General features: G+C 70.0%; 18 protein-coding genes. 9 read left to right on the top strand and 9 right to left on the bottom strand.

The window, feature by feature from the left end; genetic code table 11:
* The first annotated feature begins 150 nt into the window (after positions 1-150).
* The 9 genes from N6H00_RS07005 (at position 151) to N6H00_RS06965 (ending at position 8,526) form a co-directional block, all read left to right on the top strand.
* Positions 151-1,095, top strand: coding sequence for a PDR/VanB family oxidoreductase (locus N6H00_RS07005; RefSeq protein ID WP_268970700.1), 945 nt, complete (start codon positions 151-153; stop codon positions 1,093-1,095).
* A gap of 69 nt (positions 1,096-1,164) precedes the next feature.
* Positions 1,165-2,400, top strand: coding sequence for a Rieske 2Fe-2S domain-containing protein (locus N6H00_RS07000; RefSeq protein WP_268970699.1), 1,236 nt, complete (start codon positions 1,165-1,167; stop codon positions 2,398-2,400).
* A gap of 4 nt (positions 2,401-2,404) precedes the next feature.
* Positions 2,405-3,211, top strand: a complete 807-nt coding sequence (locus tag N6H00_RS06995; RefSeq protein WP_268970698.1) for an alpha/beta fold hydrolase — start codon at positions 2,405-2,407, stop codon at positions 3,209-3,211.
* 5 nt (positions 3,212-3,216) lie between these two features.
* Positions 3,217-3,348: a hypothetical protein gene (locus N6H00_RS06990; protein ID WP_268970697.1), complete on the top strand. Its 132-nt coding sequence runs from the start codon at positions 3,217-3,219 to the stop codon at positions 3,346-3,348.
* Positions 3,345-4,661 carry a M20/M25/M40 family metallo-hydrolase gene (locus tag N6H00_RS06985; RefSeq protein ID WP_268970696.1) on the top strand — a complete coding sequence of 439 codons (1,317 nt, stop codon included), beginning with the start codon at positions 3,345-3,347 and terminating at the stop codon, positions 4,659-4,661. Before N6H00_RS06990 ends, N6H00_RS06985 begins: the two co-directional genes overlap by 4 nt.
* A gap of 76 nt (positions 4,662-4,737) precedes the next feature.
* Complete coding sequence (locus N6H00_RS06980; RefSeq protein ID WP_268970695.1) at positions 4,738-5,700, top strand: catechol 1,2-dioxygenase; 963 nt, start codon at positions 4,738-4,740, stop codon at positions 5,698-5,700.
* Entirely contained in the window at positions 5,697-6,548 is an 852-nt protein-coding gene (locus N6H00_RS06975; protein ID WP_268970694.1) for an alpha/beta fold hydrolase, read from the top strand. The genes N6H00_RS06980 and N6H00_RS06975 overlap by 4 nt, the downstream gene beginning before the upstream one ends.
* Positions 6,545-7,357 (top strand): LLM class flavin-dependent oxidoreductase, encoded by an 813-nt coding sequence (locus N6H00_RS06970; protein WP_268970693.1) that lies wholly within the window; start codon positions 6,545-6,547, stop codon positions 7,355-7,357. Before N6H00_RS06975 ends, N6H00_RS06970 begins: the two co-directional genes overlap by 4 nt.
* Positions 7,354-8,526: an MmgE/PrpD family protein gene (locus N6H00_RS06965; RefSeq protein ID WP_268970692.1), complete on the top strand. Its 1,173-nt coding sequence runs from the start codon at positions 7,354-7,356 to the stop codon at positions 8,524-8,526. The genes N6H00_RS06970 and N6H00_RS06965 overlap by 4 nt, the downstream gene beginning before the upstream one ends.
* 429 nt (positions 8,527-8,955) lie before the next feature.
* Here the strand turns inward: N6H00_RS06965 and N6H00_RS06960 are convergent, their stop codons facing one another.
* The 9 genes from N6H00_RS06960 to N6H00_RS06920 form a co-directional block, all read right to left on the bottom strand.
* Positions 8,956-10,092: an MBL fold metallo-hydrolase gene (locus tag N6H00_RS06960; RefSeq protein ID WP_268970691.1), complete on the bottom strand. Its 1,137-nt coding sequence runs from the start codon at positions 10,090-10,092 to the stop codon at positions 8,956-8,958.
* A 73-nt stretch (positions 10,093-10,165) separates the two neighbouring features.
* The gene (locus tag N6H00_RS06955; RefSeq protein WP_268970690.1) at positions 10,166-11,029 is read right to left on the bottom strand and encodes an alpha/beta fold hydrolase; all 864 of its coding nucleotides are present in this window, start codon (positions 11,027-11,029) and stop codon (positions 10,166-10,168) included.
* A gap of 45 nt (positions 11,030-11,074) precedes the next feature.
* On the bottom strand, positions 11,075-11,962 hold the full coding sequence (locus N6H00_RS06950; RefSeq protein WP_268970689.1) for an acetamidase/formamidase family protein: 888 nt from the start codon (positions 11,960-11,962) through the stop codon (positions 11,075-11,077).
* Positions 11,963-12,058: 96 nt separating this feature from the next.
* Entirely contained in the window at positions 12,059-12,385 is a 327-nt protein-coding gene (locus N6H00_RS06945) for an extradiol ring-cleavage dioxygenase (RefSeq protein ID WP_268970688.1), read from the bottom strand.
* Between the two features lie 13 nt (positions 12,386-12,398).
* Complete coding sequence (locus N6H00_RS06940) at positions 12,399-13,265, bottom strand: hypothetical protein (RefSeq protein ID WP_268970687.1); 867 nt, start codon at positions 13,263-13,265, stop codon at positions 12,399-12,401.
* Between the two features lie 45 nt (positions 13,266-13,310).
* Positions 13,311-15,062 carry a hydantoinase B/oxoprolinase family protein gene (locus tag N6H00_RS06935; RefSeq protein ID WP_268970686.1) on the bottom strand — a complete coding sequence of 584 codons (1,752 nt, stop codon included), beginning with the start codon at positions 15,060-15,062 and terminating at the stop codon, positions 13,311-13,313.
* A 23-nt stretch (positions 15,063-15,085) separates the two neighbouring features.
* Positions 15,086-17,170 carry a hydantoinase/oxoprolinase family protein gene (locus N6H00_RS06930; protein ID WP_268970685.1) on the bottom strand — a complete coding sequence of 695 codons (2,085 nt, stop codon included), beginning with the start codon at positions 17,168-17,170 and terminating at the stop codon, positions 15,086-15,088.
* A gap of 232 nt (positions 17,171-17,402) precedes the next feature.
* On the bottom strand, positions 17,403-18,137 hold the full coding sequence (locus tag N6H00_RS06925; RefSeq protein ID WP_268970684.1) for an IclR family transcriptional regulator: 735 nt from the start codon (positions 18,135-18,137) through the stop codon (positions 17,403-17,405).
* 163 nt (positions 18,138-18,300) lie between these two features.
* Positions 18,301-19,023, bottom strand: coding sequence for an IclR family transcriptional regulator (locus tag N6H00_RS06920; protein ID WP_268976862.1), 723 nt, complete (start codon positions 19,021-19,023; stop codon positions 18,301-18,303).
* Positions 19,024-19,113: the final 90 nt, after the last annotated feature.

Below are 19,113 nucleotides of genomic sequence, written 5' to 3'. Positions count from 1 at the left end.
CCTGTGCGAACCGACTGCCTGGGGCCGGTGGATCTGGGGCTTCACAGATCTCGCCGTAGCTCGTACCGTACTAAGTACGAGCGGTTCGCGAGGGCTTCCCGACCTTTGCCGTAATGCGTACCGTACTTAGTACCGAAGGTGGAGGTGGAGATGTCCGACAGCGAGATGGGCGTCCTGGAACTCGAGGTGGTCGCCCTGCGGCGGGAGTCCGACTGCGTGCTCTCCGTCGAACTGGCCGATCCCGAGCGGCGCCTGCTGCCGACCTGGGAACCCGGGGCCCACATCGACCTCTGGCTGCCCGAACAGGTGCGCCCGTACTCACTGGTCGGTGATCCGGCGGACCGTCACTGCTACCGGATCGCGGTGCTGCGGGAGCCGGCCTCCGCTGGGGGATCCCGCTATGTGCACGAGACCCTGCGTCCGGGCGAGCTCGTCGAAGTGGGAGGGCCCCGCAACCACTTCCCGCTCGTCGCGGCGGACCGCTACCTGTTCATCGCGGGCGGCATAGGGATCACGCCGTTGCTGCCGATGATCCGCCGGGTCGAGGCGGAAGGCCGCGACTGGCGACTGCTCTACGGTGGGCGTTCCCGCCGCTCGATGGCCTTCCTGGCCGAGCTCGCGCCCTATGAGAACAAGGTCGAATCGCGGCCCTTCGACGAAAATGGCCACCTCGACCTCGAGGCGGCCCTGGGCGAGCCGGCCGACAGCCTGGCGGTCTACTGCTGCGGCCCGGAGGGCCTGATCGCGGCCGTCGAAGAGCGCTGCGAGGTCTGGCCGACGGGGACACTGCACGTCGAGCGCTTCTCCGCCCGCCCCCGCGACGACGAGGACGACCTGCGGGCGTTCGATGTGGTCCTCAGCCGGTCCGACCGACGGCTGTCCGTACCCGTCGACCGCTCGGCCCTCGACGTCCTGGACGCGGCCGGCATCGACGTGCCGAACGCCTGCCGGGACGGCGTCTGCGGCAGCTGCGAGCTCCCGGTTCTGAAGGGCCTGCCCCTGCACCGCGACTCGCTGACCGAGCCCGACCGCACCGACGCCTTCCTGCCGTGCGTGTCGCGTGCGCGGACCCCCGAGCTCGTGCTCGACCTGTGAGACCGCCCGGTCCCCGACCCTGACGATCGCACGGCATCTCGTGCGAACCTCCCGTTGACTGGAGACATCGTGAGCGCACCCACCGACCCGACTCCCGAGGCCGCACCCCGTCGGGTGCCGCGGACCCGCGGCACTGCGGCCCGCCCGACGGAGCCGGCCGAGCCCGGCCCGCCCGTGCAGGACGGCACCGACTGGTCGGCGTGGCCGGTCTACAACTCGGCCGGACTCGGCTTCCGCAACTACTGGTACCCGACCATCTGGGCGCACCAGGTCCAGCACAAGCCGGTGCCGATCACCCTGGCCGGCGAGCGCATCGTGCTGATCCGCGACGGCGACACGGTCCGCGGCCTGCACGACCGTTGCCCGCACCGCGGCGTGCCGCTGTCGGAGGGCCGCCGGCAGTTCCCCGGCACGATCAGCTGCGCCTACCACGGCTGGACCTTCGGTCTGAAGACCGGAAAGCTCGACGCCGTCATCACCGACGGCCCCGACAGTCCCATCTGCGGCAAGCTCTCCGTCGCCACCTACCCGGTGGAGGAGCGCCTGGGCATGCTGTGGGTGTACATCGGCGACGTGGCTCCCGGTGAGGAACCCCCGCCGGTCGAGCGTGACATCCCCACCGAGCTCACCGGGAACACGCTGGTGCTCGGCGGGCGCACGGAGGTCCGCGACGGCAACTGGCGGTTCGCCGCCGAGAACGGCTTCGACGAGGGGCACGCGAAGTACCTGCACAACACGGCGCTGTGGCGCCTGTTCAAGGTCATGCCGACCTGGAACAAGACGCGCATCGTCGAGAAGGACGGCTGGCTGGTCCGGGTGCAGGACGAACTGCACTACGAGGCGGAGTTCCCCGGCGTCGGCACGTTCACCAACAAGCGCTGGTGGAAGCGGGTGCCGCTGCCCGACCACCCCGACAAGAACGGCGACGCCAACTCCGTGATCTCCGCCATGGACATCCCCGGCTTCGTGTCGGTCCGGATGCCCGGCCTGCTGCGGGTGGCCTACCCGAAGTTCATCCACTACGAGTGGTACGTCCCCGTCGACGCCGACCACGTGCGCTACGTGCAGCTGATGGTGCGCTTCGAGACCGGCGCCACGGCCCTGGCCTTCAAGGCGAAGTACCTGGCCGCCTTCCGGTGGTTGTTCCACGGCCAGTTCACCCGGCAGGACGCCTGGATGGTCAACGTCACCGACGCCCCGCCGGAGCGGCTGTACCGGCCCGACCTGTCGATCAACGCCTGGCGTAGGCACGTCGAGCAGATCGCACCGGTGGTCCAGCCCACCGAGCGCCGTGTCGGCCACTGAGCCGGTGACCGGACCGGTCCACGGCTGGGCCGGCGCCGCAGACGGCCCGGTCACCGTCGTCCTGCACGGCGGTGGCCCGGGCTGCCACGCGACCTCGGACTTCGGCGCGGTGATGGCCATGCGGCCCGAACGCCGGTGGCTGTGGGCGGACCTGCCCGGCTACGGCGGCTCGGTGACGGGGCCGTCCGCAGTGCGGCGGTCCCCGACGGCGGCCGCCCACGCGCTCGCCGCGCTGCTGGATCGGGTCGGACCCGGTCGGGTCGACGTACTCACCCAGTCGTACGGGGGGCTGGTCGCGCTGAGGCTCGCGGCCGACCGGCCGGAGCGGATCGGCCGGATCGTGCTCATCGGCAGCCGGCCCACGCCCGCACCGGGCGGGGCCGGCCCGCTGCGCGCGGATCCCGGGCTCGGCGCCCGGGTCCGCGCCGAGTACTACGGCGGTGACGGTCCCAGTCCGGCGAAGATGCGGGCGCTGCTGGCCGCGCTGGAGTGGTACGACACGGCCCGCATCCCGGAGTCGACGGTGCTGGCCCGCTACCGTGCCAGCGTCACCGACGGCGCGCTCGCGACCGCCGCCATGCCGGCGCCGGCCGAGGACCTGGGCCATGCCCTCGGCGCAGTCAAGGCCCCCACCCTGGTCCTGTGGGGGCGCCACGACCCTTTCGCCGGCCCCGACTACGCGGCGGCACTGGCCGACGCACTGCCCCGCGGCGACCTCGCCGTCGTCGGCAGGACCGCCCACCATCCGCAGGCAGAGCGCCCGGCCGCCGTCGCCGCGCTCGCCGACGCGTTCCTCACCCACAGGAGCTGATTGCCATGTCCTCTCGCACCGCTGTCCTGATCACCCTTGCCACCGTCGTGGCCGCCGTGGCCGCGCAGCGCACCGGTCTGCTCGTCCGGCTGGGGCGCGGCACCACCGTCCGCACTGTCCGCCCGGATGCGCGATGAGCGGATTGAGCGGGCAGCAACACACCTGGGCCGAGGAGGCGTGGAAGCTCATCAGCCCCGAACGGCTCACCGAACTCGTCGTCGCCATGGTCGACATGCCAAGCCCGACCGGTGAGGAAGCGCAGCTCGCGCGCTGGCTGACCACGACCCTCGAGCACGCCGGACTCGACGCCCACTACCAGGCGATCGACGACCGCCAGGCCAACGCCGTCGGCCGACTGCGTGGTGACGGCAGTGGCGAGGACCTGCTGCTCTATGCCCCGATCGACACCCTCACCGTCGGCGACCCCGACGAGGACGTGCCCTGGGTCGGACCCGAGCTGCGGGCGGACATGCAGCCCCGCGCACAGGTGCACGGCCACCACGTGCTCGGCCTCGGCGCCGGCAACCCCAAGGGGCACGGCGCGGCGGTCGTCGCCGCCGCCGAGGCGATCGCCCGCGCCCGGATCCCGCTGCGCGGCGATCTCATCGTCGGACTGGGAGCCGGCGGGATGCCGACCAACGGCCGCACCACCCGCGGTCTGACCCGGCACAACGCCGGCCAGGGCAGCGGCTGCTCGTTCCTGCTCGAGCAGGGCTGGTGGGCCGACCACGCGCTGATCGCCAAGCCGGGCTGGGCAGTTGCCTGGGAGGAGGTGGGACTGTGCTGGTTCGAGGTCCGCGTACGCGGCACCTACACCTACGTGGGCAGCCGGCACCGGATGCCGTACCGCAACTCCATCGCCCACGCCGCCACCGTGATCGAGGCCCTGGAGCGCTGGTTCCCCCAGTACGCCGCCCGGCACACCGACGGGCTGGTCGCACCGCAGGGCATCGTGTCCTCCGTGGAGGGCGGCTGGCCGCGGATGGCGGCCGTGACCCCGGCCCTGTGCCGGATCATGGTCGACCTGCGCACCAGCCCCCGCTCGACACCCGCAGACGTACGCCGCGAGTTCGCCGCCGCCATCGACGCGATCACCGCCGCCCATCCCGAGATCGAGCTCGACTGGGACATGGTGCTCGCCATCCCCGGCACCCACACGTCCGAGGACGCCCCGGTCGTCGCGGCGGCCAAGGCCGCGTGGGAGGAGATCGCCGGCCGACCGCACGAGCCCATCGTCGCCAACAGCGGCGCCACCGACGCCAACATCCTGCGCTCCCGCGGTCTGCCGACGGCCCGGATCGGCATGGACCGTATCGGAGCGGACGCCCCGCTGCCGTTGGACTTCCCGTCCGGGATGAACGTCGTCGACATCCGGGAGGCCGTCCGGCTGACCCGGGCCATCGTGCACACCGCGATCGCGCTGTGCACCGAAGAACGGAGCGCCGCATGAACGGGCTCACCGGATCACCCTCACACGCGGCCGCACGGCGAACGCGACCGAGCGCCGGAGAAGAAGGGGAGGACTCATGAGCCGGCTGGTCCTGGGCGTCGGGGCCTCGCACAGCACCCTGATGAACACGCACTGGGCCGAAGTCGACCACCTGCCCGCGGCACACCGGTTCCGTGACGGCCTGACCCAGGCGCGCGAGGCGCTGGCCGAGGCCCGCCCGGACGCCGTTGTCGTGATCGGCTCCAACCACTTCCGCGGCATGTTCCTGGATCTGATGCCGGCCTTCACCATCGGCGTCGGCGAGGTGCAGGGCGCCGGAGAAGCAGGCACACCGGGCGGTCAGCTCCCGGTCGACACCGACTTGGCCCGCAGCGTCGTCGACGGCCTGGTGACCGACGGGTTCGACCCCGCCTTCTCCCTGCGGCTGACCGTCGACCACGGCATCACCCACTCGCTGCAGCACCTGCTGCCCGCCCTCGACGTGCCGGTCGTCCCGATCGTCATCAACATGTTCGCGCCACCGCTGCCCTCCCTGCGCCGTTGCCACACGCTCGGTGCCTCGCTCGGCGCCGCCATTCGCGGCGACGGACAGGACAAGCGGATCGCGGTCATCGCCTCCGGCGGGCTCTCCCATCGGCTGCCCTGGCCCAAGTGGTTCGACGCGCTGTCGGACGACGACCGGTTCCTGGTCGAGGCCTGGCTCAACGGCCGCACCTCCTGGGGCGAGTACGAGGTGCGCCGCCGCCAGATCATCCGGGCCGCCGAACCGGACATCAACGAGGAGTTCGACCAGTGGTTCCTGCGTCTGCTCGAGACCGGTGACCTCTCCGCCCTCCTCGACCACACCGACGAACAGATCGAAAAGGAAGCGGGCAACGGAGCACACGAACTGCGCGCCTGGATCGCGATGACCGCGGCCCTCACCTCGCCCGCGGGGCCGCCGACCGGCCGCACTCTCGCCTACGGGGCCGTTCCCGACTGGCTGACCGGCATGGGCGTCAGCCTCCTCACCCCCTCGTCCAAGGAGACATCGGCATGACCATCTGGACCCATCTGACCGGCACCGGCTTCGAGGTGTCGTACGCGCCGGTGAACGGGACGCGTACCCGTGTGCTGCGCGCCGGCGCGGGCGAGGCCGTCGTGATGCTCCACGGCACCAGCGGCCACCTCGAGGCGTTCGTGCGCAACGTGCCGGAGCTGTCCGAGCACTTCGAACTGCACGCCCTCGACATGCTGGGCCACGGCTACACCGACAACCCGGGCGGGGACCTGCGCATCCCGCGCTACGTGCGGCACGTGCTGGACTACCTCGACAGCCGCGACATCCAGCGGGCCCATTTCATCGGCGAGTCGCTCGGCGGCTGGGTGGCCGGCCGCCTGGCCGCCGACCACCCCGACCGCGTCGGGCGGCTGATCCTCGTGGCCCCGGGCGGGACCGTGGCCAACCCCGAGGTCATGGACCGCATCCGCACCAGCACCAAGGCAGCTGTCACCAGCGACGACAGGGACCTCACCCGCCGCCGCCTGGAACTGCTCATGCACGACGCGGTGAACGTCTCCGAGGAACTCGTCGACGTGCGCCACACCATCTACCACCGGCCCGAGTTCGTCGCCGGCATCGACGAGCTGCTGTGCCTGCAGAAGATGGAGAACCGGACCGAAGACCTCCTCACCCCGGAGCAGATGGCCCGGATCACCGCGCCCACCCAGATCGTCTGGGGCGCGCAGAATCCCTTCGGCGACGTTCCCGAAGCGCACCGGATGCAGCAGTCGATCCCGGGTTCGGCCCTGGAGATCTTCCCGGAGTGCGGACACTGGCCTCAGCACGAGCACGCGGACCGGTTCAACAAGCTCGCGGTCGAGTTCCTGGGCCAGGGGCGGGCATGAACGCCCCGGCAGCGGCCGGGCCGGACGCCGGCCTGCGGGTCGGTGTCCGCATCCCGCCGTGCGACCGAGCGGACCGGCTGGTCGGATCCGTGCGCCGGGCCGAGGAACTCGGTTTCGACCAGGTGTGGTTCCCCGACTCACAGATGCTGTGGCGGGACGTGTTCACGGTGCTGACCGCGGCCGCGCTGCACACCGAACGGATCGGGCTGGGCACCGCGGTCACCAACCTGGTGACCCGGCACCCGGCCGTCGTCGCCTCGGCCGCGCGCAGTGTGGCCGAGCTCGCCCCCGGCAGGTTCACCCTGGGACTCGGTGTGGGCAACAGCTCGGTCGGCCCCATCGGTCTGCGCCCGAGCACCGGGGCCGCGCTGCGTGAGGGACTGGGCATGCTGCGGGCGCTGCTGGCGGGGCACGAGTGGGACTTCGGCGGCGTCCGCTCCCGGCTCCGCGATCCTCAGCCGGACGTACCGGTGCACGTGGCCGCCAGCGGACCGCGGAACCTGCGGCTCGCCGGGGAGACAGCGGACGGCGTCATCCTGCTCAGCGGCGCCTCGCCGAAGACCCTGGCCGGTGCCGTCGCGCGTGTGCGGGAGGGAGCCGAGGCCGCGGGCCGCGCCGCCGAGGCCGTCCCACTGACGGTCTCGGCGTTCTGCGCGGTGACCGACGACGTCGAGGCCGACGCGCGACGGCTCAAACCGATATGCGCCTCGATCGCACAGAACGGCGGAGCTCCCTTCCTCGCCCTCGCGGGGATCGAACTGGACGTCCCCGCTCAGGTGGAAGGGGTCTACCCGGATCTCGTGCCGTGACGGACACCGGTGTCCTTGGGGGGCTGCGCACGCCCGCCCTGGCCGGCCGGCATGGGCTGCGCACGACCCTGTGGGCGGAGGCCGTGCTCGCACACGCCGACGAGTACGACGCCCTGCACCCCGCCGCGGCGGTGGTACCCGCGGCCGTGGTGGTCCCGACCGCCCTGGCCGTGGCCGACCGCGAAGGACGGTCGGGCAGGGCGGTCGTCGACGCCGTGATCACCGGCTATGAGGTGATCGTCGAGGCGGGACTGCGCTTCGGCGGACCCCGCCTGTACGGCACCGCCTGGTGGCCGACCGCCGTCTTCGGCGCACTGGGCTCGGCCGCCGCCGCGGCCGGCCTGCTGGACCTCGACCATGAGGAGACCACCGCAGCCCTGGGCCTGGCCGCTGCCGGTCTCGGCGGGCTGCTCAGCGCGGACGAGCTCGGCGCGGGCCACTACCTGCTGGCCGGGCGCGCGGCGGCCGACGGAGCGGAGGCCGCCCACCTGGCCCGCATCGGCGCCCGGGCCAGCCGCACCCTGCTGGACGGGCCCGCCGCCGCGGCGCTGGGCACGCGCGCCGCACCGGCCTCGACCGAGACGGAACCGCACCTGAACGGCTGTGTGTTCAAGGTGTATCCGTGCGCCCGGCCGCTGCACGCGGCGCTGGACGCGCTGGGGGCGCTGGCGGCCCAGGGGCGGCCGATCGCGGAGGCCCGACGCATCGAGATCCTGCTGCCCGAGGCGCTGCTGCGCTTTGTCACCGCCGATCGTGCGCCGGCGGGTCCCACCGAGGCCGCGGCCAGCGCGGTCTTCGCCGTCGCCGCGTGGCTCCACGGAGCCGCCGCGGACGTCGGCTTCTACAGGGGCGCGCTGCCGCAGGGGGTGCCGGAGGTGACCCTGGGCCACGCCCCCGGACTCGACGCTCACCTGCCGGACCGCTGGGGCGCGCGCGTGGTCGTCGATCTCGCGGACGGACAGCGGGTCGAGAAGGAGTGCCTGGGCAGCGGTGGAGGCGCCGCCCGTCCCTTGCCCGGTGACGCGGTCACGGCCAAGTTCCGCCGCACCATCGGCGCTGACGCAGGTGACGGCCACTGGGAGCGGTGGATCGCGCAGTGCCTGTCCCTGGACACCGTGCGCGACGTCGGCGATCTGCGAAACACCCTGTGCCAACTGCTGCGGCGGTGATTACCGGACTCTGCGGAACTGGCCTGCCTCGGCGGGTCTCGGCAACGCCCAGCACGCCGACCTCGGGCAGGGGCGCGTCGAGGGCTTCGCGGGCCTGCCCGCGGAAGGCCTGCATCACGGTCGGCCAGGACAGGTGCGGATCACGGGCGGCCTGGATGACGGTGGACCCGGCTTCGCCTGTCCGGTGTCCGGCCGCGACCCGCAGTCGCATGGTGATCCGCGCCGATAGCTGGGGGACCTGGTCAGTGAACGACCGGCGTCGGCAGCGCCGGGCTACCGGCATCAGCAGTGCGACGGGCAGACGGTCCGGGTGGAGCCACTCGGGACGACGCACCGCTGAAGTTCGAAGACCCGGATTGGAGCGGACGGGTTCCGGTGCGGAACGACACCCGCTCGCTGTGCAGCATCACTACGGCGGCGCCCCAGGATTCACCTCAGTGGAATGCGGTCGAGGTCGTTGCCGATGTGGACCCTGCCGTCGTAGCCCTGCTGCGCCCAGCGGCGCCACCGGGCGGTGTTGATCGGCCGTACGGCCTGATCGCCGATGTGCGAGAGCACCAGGCGGGGGACGTCGGAGCGCTGCGCGATGGCGCCGACCTTCTGGACCTCCACGTGGGACTGGAGCAGGTGGCTGCGGAAGGCCGGGGACAGTGTGGCGCCCTGGACGTTGACCGCCTCATGTACCAGGAGGTCCGAGCCGCGTGCCAGTGTCTCCAGGTTGCCGGTGTAGGTGGTGTCTCCGGAGAGGGTGACCGAGCCGTGGTCGGTGTCGAAGCGGAAGGCGAAGGAGGGGAAGACCGGGCCGTGCGGGACCAGCACGGCACTGACTCGTACCCGGTCGTCCTCCATCACAGGGAACGGTCTCATCGCCGGCGCCCGCTGGGTCAGGGGGTCGGCCCCCACGTCCGGGAGCCGGATTTCGTGGACGTCGACGAGGGTGCGGATGTCGGCGATCCCCGAGTCCCGCAGGAATACGTTGCTGCTGTAGGCGTAGGCGTCGTGACAGGACTGGGTGAGGTCGTACGTGCCCGGGGTGGGGTTGCCGGGGTCGACCGTCGGTGCCTGGCCGCCGCCGAACTTGGCCGGCAGGGCCCCGGCGGGGCCGGGCCCGTAGACCGGGACCGGGGTCGTGATGACGTCGTTGCGGCTGTTCGGCAGTCCCCCGGCCAGCAGGAAGAAGTTGTAGTAGTCGGCCACGTGGTCGGCGTGCAGGTGCGTGAGGAAGACGGCCTTGAGGTCGTCGAACCTCAGGCCGGCCCGCAGGTACTGGGTCGTGGCGCCGCGACCGCAGTCGATCAGGTATGTCGCACCGTCGACGACCAGCGCGGTCGCGATGCCCATACGGTCGGGCTCCACCGGGGGCCCGCCTTGGGTGCCCAGGAGGACGAGCTCCGCGGCGGCCCGCTTGGAGGACCGTATCGGGGCGGCGGACACCGGCGTGGCCAGGCCCGCTCCCAGCAGGCCGGTCACCGCCAGGGCTCCGCCGGCGCCCCGCAGGAGGTGTCGCCGCTGCACTGCGGTCGGCGAATGACCGCTTTCGATATCGGAAACTTCCAGCTCACACATGACTGCTCCCTGTGCTGAGAGGTTGGGGTGAAGCGAGGGAAGGGGAGGGGCCGGGGCGTGGGAAAAATAGCGATCAGCGGCAGTTCGCGTGCCTGCGGAGGTATTGACTGACCACCTCGTTGAACTCCTCGGCGCGTTCGACCTGGGACCAGTGGCCACACTGGCTGAAGAGGTGTGCGTCGGCGTCAGGGATGGTGTGCAGAAGTTCCCACGTCCGCGAGACGGGGATGACCACATCCTGCATCCCGTGGATCAGCAGCACGGGTATCTCCAGCTTCGAGAGTGCATCGAGGTCGAGCGGCAGCATGTCGCGGTCGCGGTCGCGGGCTGCCACGACCTCTTGCAGTCGGCTCGACGCGCTGTCGTTCAGAGCCGCCTGATAGCGCAGGTCGACCAGTTCGTCGGTGACCAAGTCCGTGTCCACGACGAACTGTTCCAGGGTGCGGCGGATGCCGGCCGGCGACAGTTCGGGCTTGGCATGGCCGGCCAACGCTGCGGTCTTCTTCGCGCCTCCGGTGCCCATCGAAACGATGCCAAGGAGACGCTCGGGGGCGTCGATGGCGAGCTGCAGGGCGACCCAGCCGCCGATCGAGTTGCCGACGATCCAGGTCTTGTCGATGCCCAATGCGTCGAGGACCCGCAGCGCATGCCGGCCCCACTCTCGGATCCCGTATGCGGTGCCCGGCGTCACGACGGTCTGGCCGTAGCCGATGGAGTCGATAGCGACGCAGCGCCCCTGCTCGGCGAGGTGAGGCAGATTCAGCCACCAGTTGGCGGCGGCGGTGACACCGGTCCCCGAGCCGTGCAGGAAGAGGATCGGGGTCCCTTCGCCGAGCTCGTGGTAGTGGGTGAGCTCGCCGTCAGCGGTGGGCAACCACTTGTCTTCGAGACCGAAGAAGTCGTTGGTCCGGTATTCGGGGATATCGATGGTGGTCATCGGAATTCCTTTCACTGTGCTGTCCTGCACCGGCCGAGACACCGGTTATGGCCGGCGGGTGAACTTCTCGATGACGGCGTGAACGCCCACGACGTTGTTCACCATCTGGGTCACGCGGACATCCGCAGCGATGGAGCAGAGGCTGTAGGCCTCTTCTGGATCGAGCCCCTCCTCGACCAGCCAGTACACCAGATCGTCCACCGCGTCATGGGCGGCGTCCTCGAGGTTCGCCCCGAAACCGGTGGAGACGAAATGAGTCTCGGTTTCGGCCCGGGGGGTACGCAGCCGCACTCCCTGTTCCACCGTGAACCGCAACCGGACATGGTCCATGCCGGTTTCGATGGCGGTCTGGTTCACTTCGCCGTCCCCTTGGACCGCGTGGCCGTCGCCGCAGTAGAAGCCGGCGCCGTCCCGGAAGACGGGCAGTCTGAGACGGGAGCCGACGACGAGTTCGGAGAGGTCCATGTTGCCGCCGAAGGGGCCGGGTTCCACCGTGCTCCGCGGACCGTCCTCGGCCGGCGCCACCCCCATGATGCCCAGGAACGGCTTGAGGGGCACGCTCACCTTGCCACCGAGGGTGGTGGTCATGGAGCTGCGGTCCAGCTCGAAGTGGCGGATCGTTCCCGCGGGGAACCGGTCGCGCAGGACGCCCCTGCCACGGGGCTGGGCCACCACCAGGTTGAACCCGTGTGCTGCGGGTGTGAGCGCCAGCACGTCCACCACCAAGGTGTCGCCGGGACGCGCTCCGCGCACATGGACGGGGCCGGTGAGCGAGTGGGGCCCGAGGGCGTCCGGGAAGGCCGCTCGGAGGGCTGGGAAGTCCTCCATGACGGTGTCCGGCGTGACCCGATTGCCCCAATGCCCCCAGGTCGACAGGGTGACCTCGTCGCCGGGGTCGACCGTGAGCACCGGCGGTGCCGCCGGATCGATCACCCCGACTCGTACGGTGCCGGGTCCGGCAGGCAGCTCATGGAGGCGGCCCCCCGGCCCCGGCGCGTCAGCCGGGGCCGGGGGGGGCGGACTTGCGCGTCACGCTTCGCTCGCTTCGCCGCGGCCGGGATCCCGTTCCTGACGGATCGATGCCAGCAGTTGCTGGACGGCGCTGGTGGCGCCGGACTTGTTGTTGGCGAAGAGGATCCGCGCGAACTGTGCCCCGAGGTAGGGGTGGAACCCGAGGTCGTAGAGGGTACGGAAGTCCCGTTCCTCGATGGCGGTGCGCTCGGCCGGGGTCAGCTCATAGCGGTCGAGCACGGCCGACTCGTCCTTCTCGAACTCCTGGCGCAGGTCGGCGTTCCACTTGAGGTCCTGCACCAGATCGTGAGAGACCAGGGCTCGGTTGATGCTTTCCAGACTCATGGCGATCTCCTCTTCAGCGTCCGGCAGGCGCCGAGGTCATGTCCCAGCTGACGGCACCGATGCCGCAGCGCCACTTGTCCCAGGCGGTGTACCCGAGGACGTTGCAGGGCCGCTCGCCGATCGCTCCCATCACGAGGATCCAGCTCAGCAGCTCTCCGGTGCCGCCGCTGCCGGCCTCCTCCAGCCGTTGCAGGGTGACCTCGGCCAGGACCTTGTCGTGGTCGCCGTTCCCGAGCAGGCCGAGGAACCAGTTGTCGAAGTCCTCATCGATCCAGAAGTCCCGGACGCCTCCGGGCTCGTGGCTCATGCCGCCGGTGGCGAAGAGGCCGACGCGCAGGTCGGACGGCAGGTCGTGCGCGATGACATCGGCCAGCTGCCGACCGATCTCATAGCAGTGGTGCTGATCGGGGAAGGGGGGGACCGTGACGTTCTGGAGGACGGGGATGATCGGAACGCCGCTGGCTTCGATCTCGGTCTTGACCACCGGGACCGAGATGTTGTCGTCGAAGTTCAGGTTTTCGCGGGTCGCGGAGACATGCACGCCCCGCTGGTTCAGACCGTTGAAGATCTTTTCGGCGATGTCCGGGCGGCCGGGAATCGCGTATTCGCCGCACGCCAGCCAGTCCTTGAAGAACTCGGCCGGTCCCCGGTGCTCGGGTGCCATGCCGACGATGAAATCCGGGTACTCCCGGATGCGATTGTTCGCCATGTGGTCGTTGGCGATCATGATGATCACGTCGAGATCGGCCTCACGGATCTGCCGTGTCAACGAACCGTAGGCGGAGCTGACCACCTGCTGTGACTCTCGGGGCGCCTGATCGAACATGCCGACCAGGCCAGGAGCGTGGCTCGCGGCCACGGCGAGGCTGATGTTGGCCATGGGGGGACTTCCTTTGTTGCTCGAAAGGAGGATGGGGCGCGGTGGTCAGCCCGCGGCGCGCAGTTTCTGGGTCCGGTCCTGACGGATTTCCAGGGTGTCCGGGTCGATGTCGACGCCGTAGACGGTACGGGCGGCGTCGATCGAGACGATGCCTTCCCGGACGTCGCGCAACACCAGCTCGGCGGGACGGAGATGCGGATCGCCGAACCCGCCGCCACCGCTCGCGATGACCTCGAAGACATCGCCCTTGTTGAGGGTGTAGAACGAGTTGGACTCGACCTCGACGGGGTCGGCGCCGGCGCGGGACAGGGTCAGGCTCTGGACGATGCCGGGCTTGCCGCCGAGCAGGCCCACGGGCGCGGTCTCGGGCTTGAAGCCGCTGCCGTAGGTGGCGCAGGCGATGTCGTCGGCCAGTATCCGCCACCGGTAACGCACGCCGAGACCGCCGCGCCACTGGCCGGCACCCGCGCTGTCGGGGAGGTACTCGAGCTCCTCCAGCAGGTACGGCGTGTCCAGCTCGTGCAGTTCGGGGTCCGGAGTGCGCAGTCCGCCCAGGGTGTTCGAGGGGGAGAGGTGGTCCCAGCCGTCGAAGCCCTCGGTGGCACCGCTGCCGCCCTTGCCCAGGAAGTGGAGGTCGCCGAAGTGACGCCCGGTGCGGGGGTTGGTCCCCATCGTGGCCGGCGTGCACCAGCGGGCCCAGCCGGCGTGGGCGCGGCTGGGAATGGCCTGGGAGAGAGCCACCCAGACCGCTGAGGCGATGGCCTCACAGGTAGGGACGGTGCACGCGGCGACGGGCGCCGGGTCATCGGGGTTGGTGATGGAGCCTGCGGGGGCAACGACGTCGATCGGTTCGATCGCACCGGCGTTGTAGCGGATGTCCGGGTCGATGCAGCCGAACAGGGCCAGATGGGCCGAGGAGACGGTGTTGGCGATCGTGCTGTTGATGAAGCCCTTGGCCTGCTCGTCGCTCTCACTGAAGTCGAAGGTGAGGTGCTCGCCGTCGACCTTGACCGTCAGGGCGATCCGGTAGGACCGGTGCTTGTCGATGCCGTCGTTGTCGATCAGTGCGTCGGCGCTGTACTCGCCGTCGGGGATGTCGGCTATCGCGGCGCGGACCTGGCGTGCGCTCGCCTGCAGCAGCTCGTCGGTGGCGTCGCTGATGGTCTGCCGGCCGTACTTCTCCAGGAGCGCCCTCAGGCGCCGTTCGCCGATCGCAGTGGCGCCGATCTGGCAGTTCAGCACGCTTTCCACCAGGGCGCGCATCCGCACGTTGGAGAGGATGAGCTCCCAGGTGTCACGCCGCAGCCGGCCCCTTTCGACGACGCGGGCCGGGGGGATGCGGATACCCTCCTCCAGGACATCCCGGGCTCCGGGGTTGAACCCGACGACACCGCCGCCGCCGACGTCGACGTTGTGTCCCTTGGTCGTCGCCCAGAAGACGAGCTCGCCGTCCCAGAAAACCGGCCGGGCGATGGTGATGTCCGGCAGGTGCGAGCCGCCGTTGAACGGATCGTTGTGGATGAAGATGTCGCCGTCGTGCACGTCGTCACCGAAGAACTCCGCGATGGCGCGCAGGGCGAACGGCGTCGCCCCACCGATGACGGGAATGTAGTGGGTCTGGGCGAGCAGCCGGCCGTCTGCGCTGAAGAGAGACGTCGCGAAGTCGCGGGCTTCCACGAAGATCGGCGAGCGCGACGTGCGCAGCATGGTCTGGCCCATCTCGCTGGTGATGCCGTCCAGGGCGCTGCCGATCACGGCCACGAGAATGGGGTTGGACGTGGGGTGGGTCTGTGCCATCGGATTGCTTCCCTTCAGGCCGGTCAGTTGGCCGGCTCGATGACGTAGTTGCCCTGCGAGTCCACCGTCATGGCGTAGCCCTCGAGGAGGACGACGGTGGTGGTGGGCTGCTCGATGATCGCGGGGCCGAGGATGCGGTTGTCACGGCGCAGGGCGAGACCGTCGTAGACGTCGGTCTGGACGGGCGAGCTGGAGAAGATCGCCTCACGGGTGCCCTTGCGCGCAGCGGAGGGGTCCTCGCCTGCGGAGGCGTAGTCGGCGAGGGCAGGCTTGGCGGTGCGGCCCAGCGCGGTGAGGCGCACGTTGATCAGCTCGGTGGCCTGCCCCGGCATGGCGTAGCCGTTGAGGACCTCGTGCCTCCCCTCGAAGTCGATGACCAGCTGCTTGAGCGACTCCCGGGTGAGTTCACCGTTGAAGGTCACGGGGACCTCGATCTCGGTGAACTGGCCGATGTACCGCACGTCGGCGCTGAAGACCAGGTCGATCGCGTCGTCCTCCACGTTCTCCGAGCGGAGCGTCTCGACGGCCTCGTCCCGCATCTCCCGGTACAGCTCGCTGACCCGGTCCAGATCCAGGGAGTCCACGTCCGAGACGAAGGTGCGCGCGTACAGATGCTTGAGGTCGGTCAGCAGGGTGCCGACGGCGCAGAACACCGATGACTCGCGGGGGACGATGATGCGGTTGATCCCGAGTTCCTGTGCGATCGGCACGGCGTGGATCGGGCCCGCGCCGCCGGCGACCACCATGGTGAATTCCCGGGGGTCGATGCCGCGCTTGACCGACACGGCGCTGACGGCCTCGGCCATGGTCGCGTTCACCACGCGGTAGATGCCTTCGACCGCTTCGGTGACCGAGAGCCCCAGCGGCTTCGCGACCTTCTCCTCGACGGCCGTGCGGGCCGCTTCGACGTCCAGGGTGAAGGCACCGTCCCCGAACATGTCCGGGTTGAGGTAGCCCATGAGGAGGTCCGCATCGGTGGTCGTGGGATTCTCGCCACCGCGGCCGTAGCAGGCAGGACCCGGGTTGGCCGTGGCGCTCTGCGGACCGACCCGGAGGATGCCGCCGGAGTCCACCCACACCAGCGAGCCGCCACCCGCTCCCACGGTGTGGATGTCCAGCATCGGCAGGGCAACGCGATAGCCGCCGATCTCGCTGTCGCTGGTCAGCAGTGACTCGCCGTCACGTACCAGCGCGACGTCGAAACTGGTGCCTCCCATATCGACGGCGATGACGTCCTCGGAGCCGTGCCGGCGGGCGTACTGCAGGGCCGCGCCCGGCGCGGCCGCCGGGCCGGACATGAGGGCGTTGACGGCCGACTCACTGGCGACCTCGGGCGACATCACACCGCCGTTGGACTGCACGATGAGCAGGGTTCCGCCGAAGCCGCGGTCTGCCAGCTGCTGCTCGATGTTCGCCAGGTAGTTCTGCAGCTTGGGTCCGACGAAGGCGTTCAGCACCGTGGTGCTGTGTCGCTCATAGGCGCGGATCTGCGGCACGACATCGCTGGATATCGTGACGAAAACGCCGGGGAGTTCCTCGCGCAGGATTTCTGCGGTGCGCTGTTCGTGAGCGGGATCCAAGAAGGACCACAGATAGGAGACCGCGACCGCTTCGACGCCCTGCTCGCGGAATTCACGCGCTGCCGTACGCACGTCCTCCTCGTGCAGCGCGACGATCTCATGGCCCGATACGTCGATACGTTCGCGGACCGTGGCGATGAGATCCCGGGGGACAAGCGGAACCGGTGGGGCGTACTTGGAATCGTTCTGACGCTCCCGGATGCCGCGGCGCATGTTCAGCAGGTCACGGAAGCCGCGCGTCGTGACGAAGCCCGTCTTCGCCCCTTGACGAGTCAGGACGGCGTTGGTCGCGATCGTCGTGCCGTGCACGATCGTCGACACCCCGCCGAGAAAGTCCTCCAGCGACTCACCGAAGCTGCCGGCCGCTTTGGTCAACCCGTTCAGCAGGCCGACGGAAGGGTCGTGCGGGGTGGTCGGGGACTTGTAGATGCGAGACTCGCCGTTCCCTTCGATTACGAAGAGATCGGTGAAAGTGCCTCCGATGTCGATTCCGATCCGTCGACTCGCCTTGTTGCTTGCATTCGTCATCGGGAAAACTCCATTGCAGTGAACCGGGGACGCGCTGGAGAAAGTGGAGCGCTCGGCGCTATTACGGCTTGCGCGAACAGCGCGGCAGTGCGAACCAGGTTTGAGATTCACGAGGGGGCGGTGTTTCCGTGACCGTAACCTGCCTCACATCCGTCGACAACGCGCTGTTCGGCTCAGCCGAACAGACGCCGAAGCGCCGCCTCTCGGGAGCCAGCCGGTCCGACGGGTCGGGTCAAGGTGTGTGTTCGGAGAGCCGCCGAGCTGCATCGAGCACCGCGCGGGCGTACGCATCCCCATGGGTGGGCAGCCGGTACTCGAGGAAGCTCATACTCAGTGCCCACGACACGTCGCCGTGTCGATTGCTGATCGGTGCGGCGACACAGCACATGCCTTCGACGGCTTCCTCGACGTCCAGGGCGTACCCGCGCTCGCGAACTGCGGACAGCTCCGTCTCCAGCGCGGAGAACGTGCTGATGGAACGAGCGGTGAGGGGCCGCAGCTCGCCATAGAGGGTTCGGAGCTCACTGGGGGAGAGATAGGCCAACAGCACCTTGCCGGCCGCTGTGCAGTGAGCCGGGAGCCGTTCGCCCACGCGTGTCGCATTGACGCGGACCCCGGTGGGCGGTGCGATCTTCTCCAGGTAGACGACCTCGCCGCGATAGCGGGACGCCAGCTGAACCGTCTCGTGGTGGGCGTCGACCAGGTCGCGCATCTCCGACCAAGCCGGACCGGAGATCTCCGAGGTCATCCGCGCGCGGAGTCCCAGCTGGAAGGAGTGCCATCCGAGCCGGTAGCGGCCGCGCCCCGTGCGACGCAGAAGGCCGAGAGCGGCCATGCTCTGCATGTAGTCCCAGACCGTCGTCTTGGGGAGGTCGAGTGCGCGACACACGTCGCTGACCGTCCACTCGGGAGCGTCGGAGGAGAAGAGATCCAGCATCCGTACGGCCCGTTCGAGACCGTCGATCATGCCGCAGCCTTTACCCGCATGAGCGAAAGCGTACCCGGCTCTTCAGCGCCGTCGCGTTGACTCCTCAGGGCACGGAGATCGGCGTTCGTACTCGTCGTCGCGGGTCTTCCCGGCAGAGCCGGCTTGGCCTCCGGCGTGAGCGCCGGCCGTGAGCGTGCCGCGGTCAGACGCTTCCGCGCAGGACGCGGGACAGGCCCAGGGCGGCCGTTCGTACCGCCGGAGCCAGCTGGGCTGGGCGGAAACGAGAGCGGGGGACCGCCACGGAGAGGGCGGCCACGGCCGTGCCGCCGGCGAACACCGGGGCCGCGATGCAGCTCACTCCCAGTGCGGCCTCCTGCTCCTCGTAGGCCAGGCCCGACACCTGGGTCTTCTCCAGGGCCATGCGCAGCCGTGCCGGGTCGGTGATCGAGAACGGGGTGAGGCTCGGCAGCGGCCCGGACAGCACCTCCTCGGTCAGCTCGGCCCCGGAGAAGGCCAGCAGCGCCTTGCCCACTGCGGTGCAGGTCAGGGGCAGGCTGCCGCCGATGCGGGAGGGCAGTTGCAGGGCGTCGTGGCCGTGGATGCGCTCGAGGTAGACGACCTCCAGGCCCTCGCGGACTCCGAGGTGGATGGTCTCGCGGGTTGCCTCGAAGAGATCCTGCAGGAAGGGCAGGGCTGTCTCGCGCAGATCGCGGCGGCGTGGTACCAGCGAGCCGAGTTCGAACAGCTTCGCGCCGAGCCGGTAGTGGGCACCCGAGCGCTCCAGCCACCCCAGGCGTACGAGGTCCGCCGCCAGGCGGTGCACCGTCGGCTTGGGCAGGGCCGTGCGTTCCGAAAGTTCCGACAGGCGGTAAGGGCCGCCGGTTGATCGGAAGCATTCGAGGATCAGCGTAGCCTTTTCCAGCATGCTGCCGCCGGTGTTGTTCCGTGTCACGGAACAAAGATTGTCGCAGCGGGGACGTGGTGTCTATACCGAGAGATGCCACAGGGGCATCGA

Origin of the sequence: Streptomyces sp. S465 (assembly GCF_026898115.1) — a bacterium.
Taxonomy (GTDB): Bacteria; Actinomycetota; Actinomycetes; order Streptomycetales; family Streptomycetaceae; genus Streptomyces; species Streptomyces luomodiensis.
This window is presented reverse-complemented; position numbering and strand designations above follow the sequence as displayed.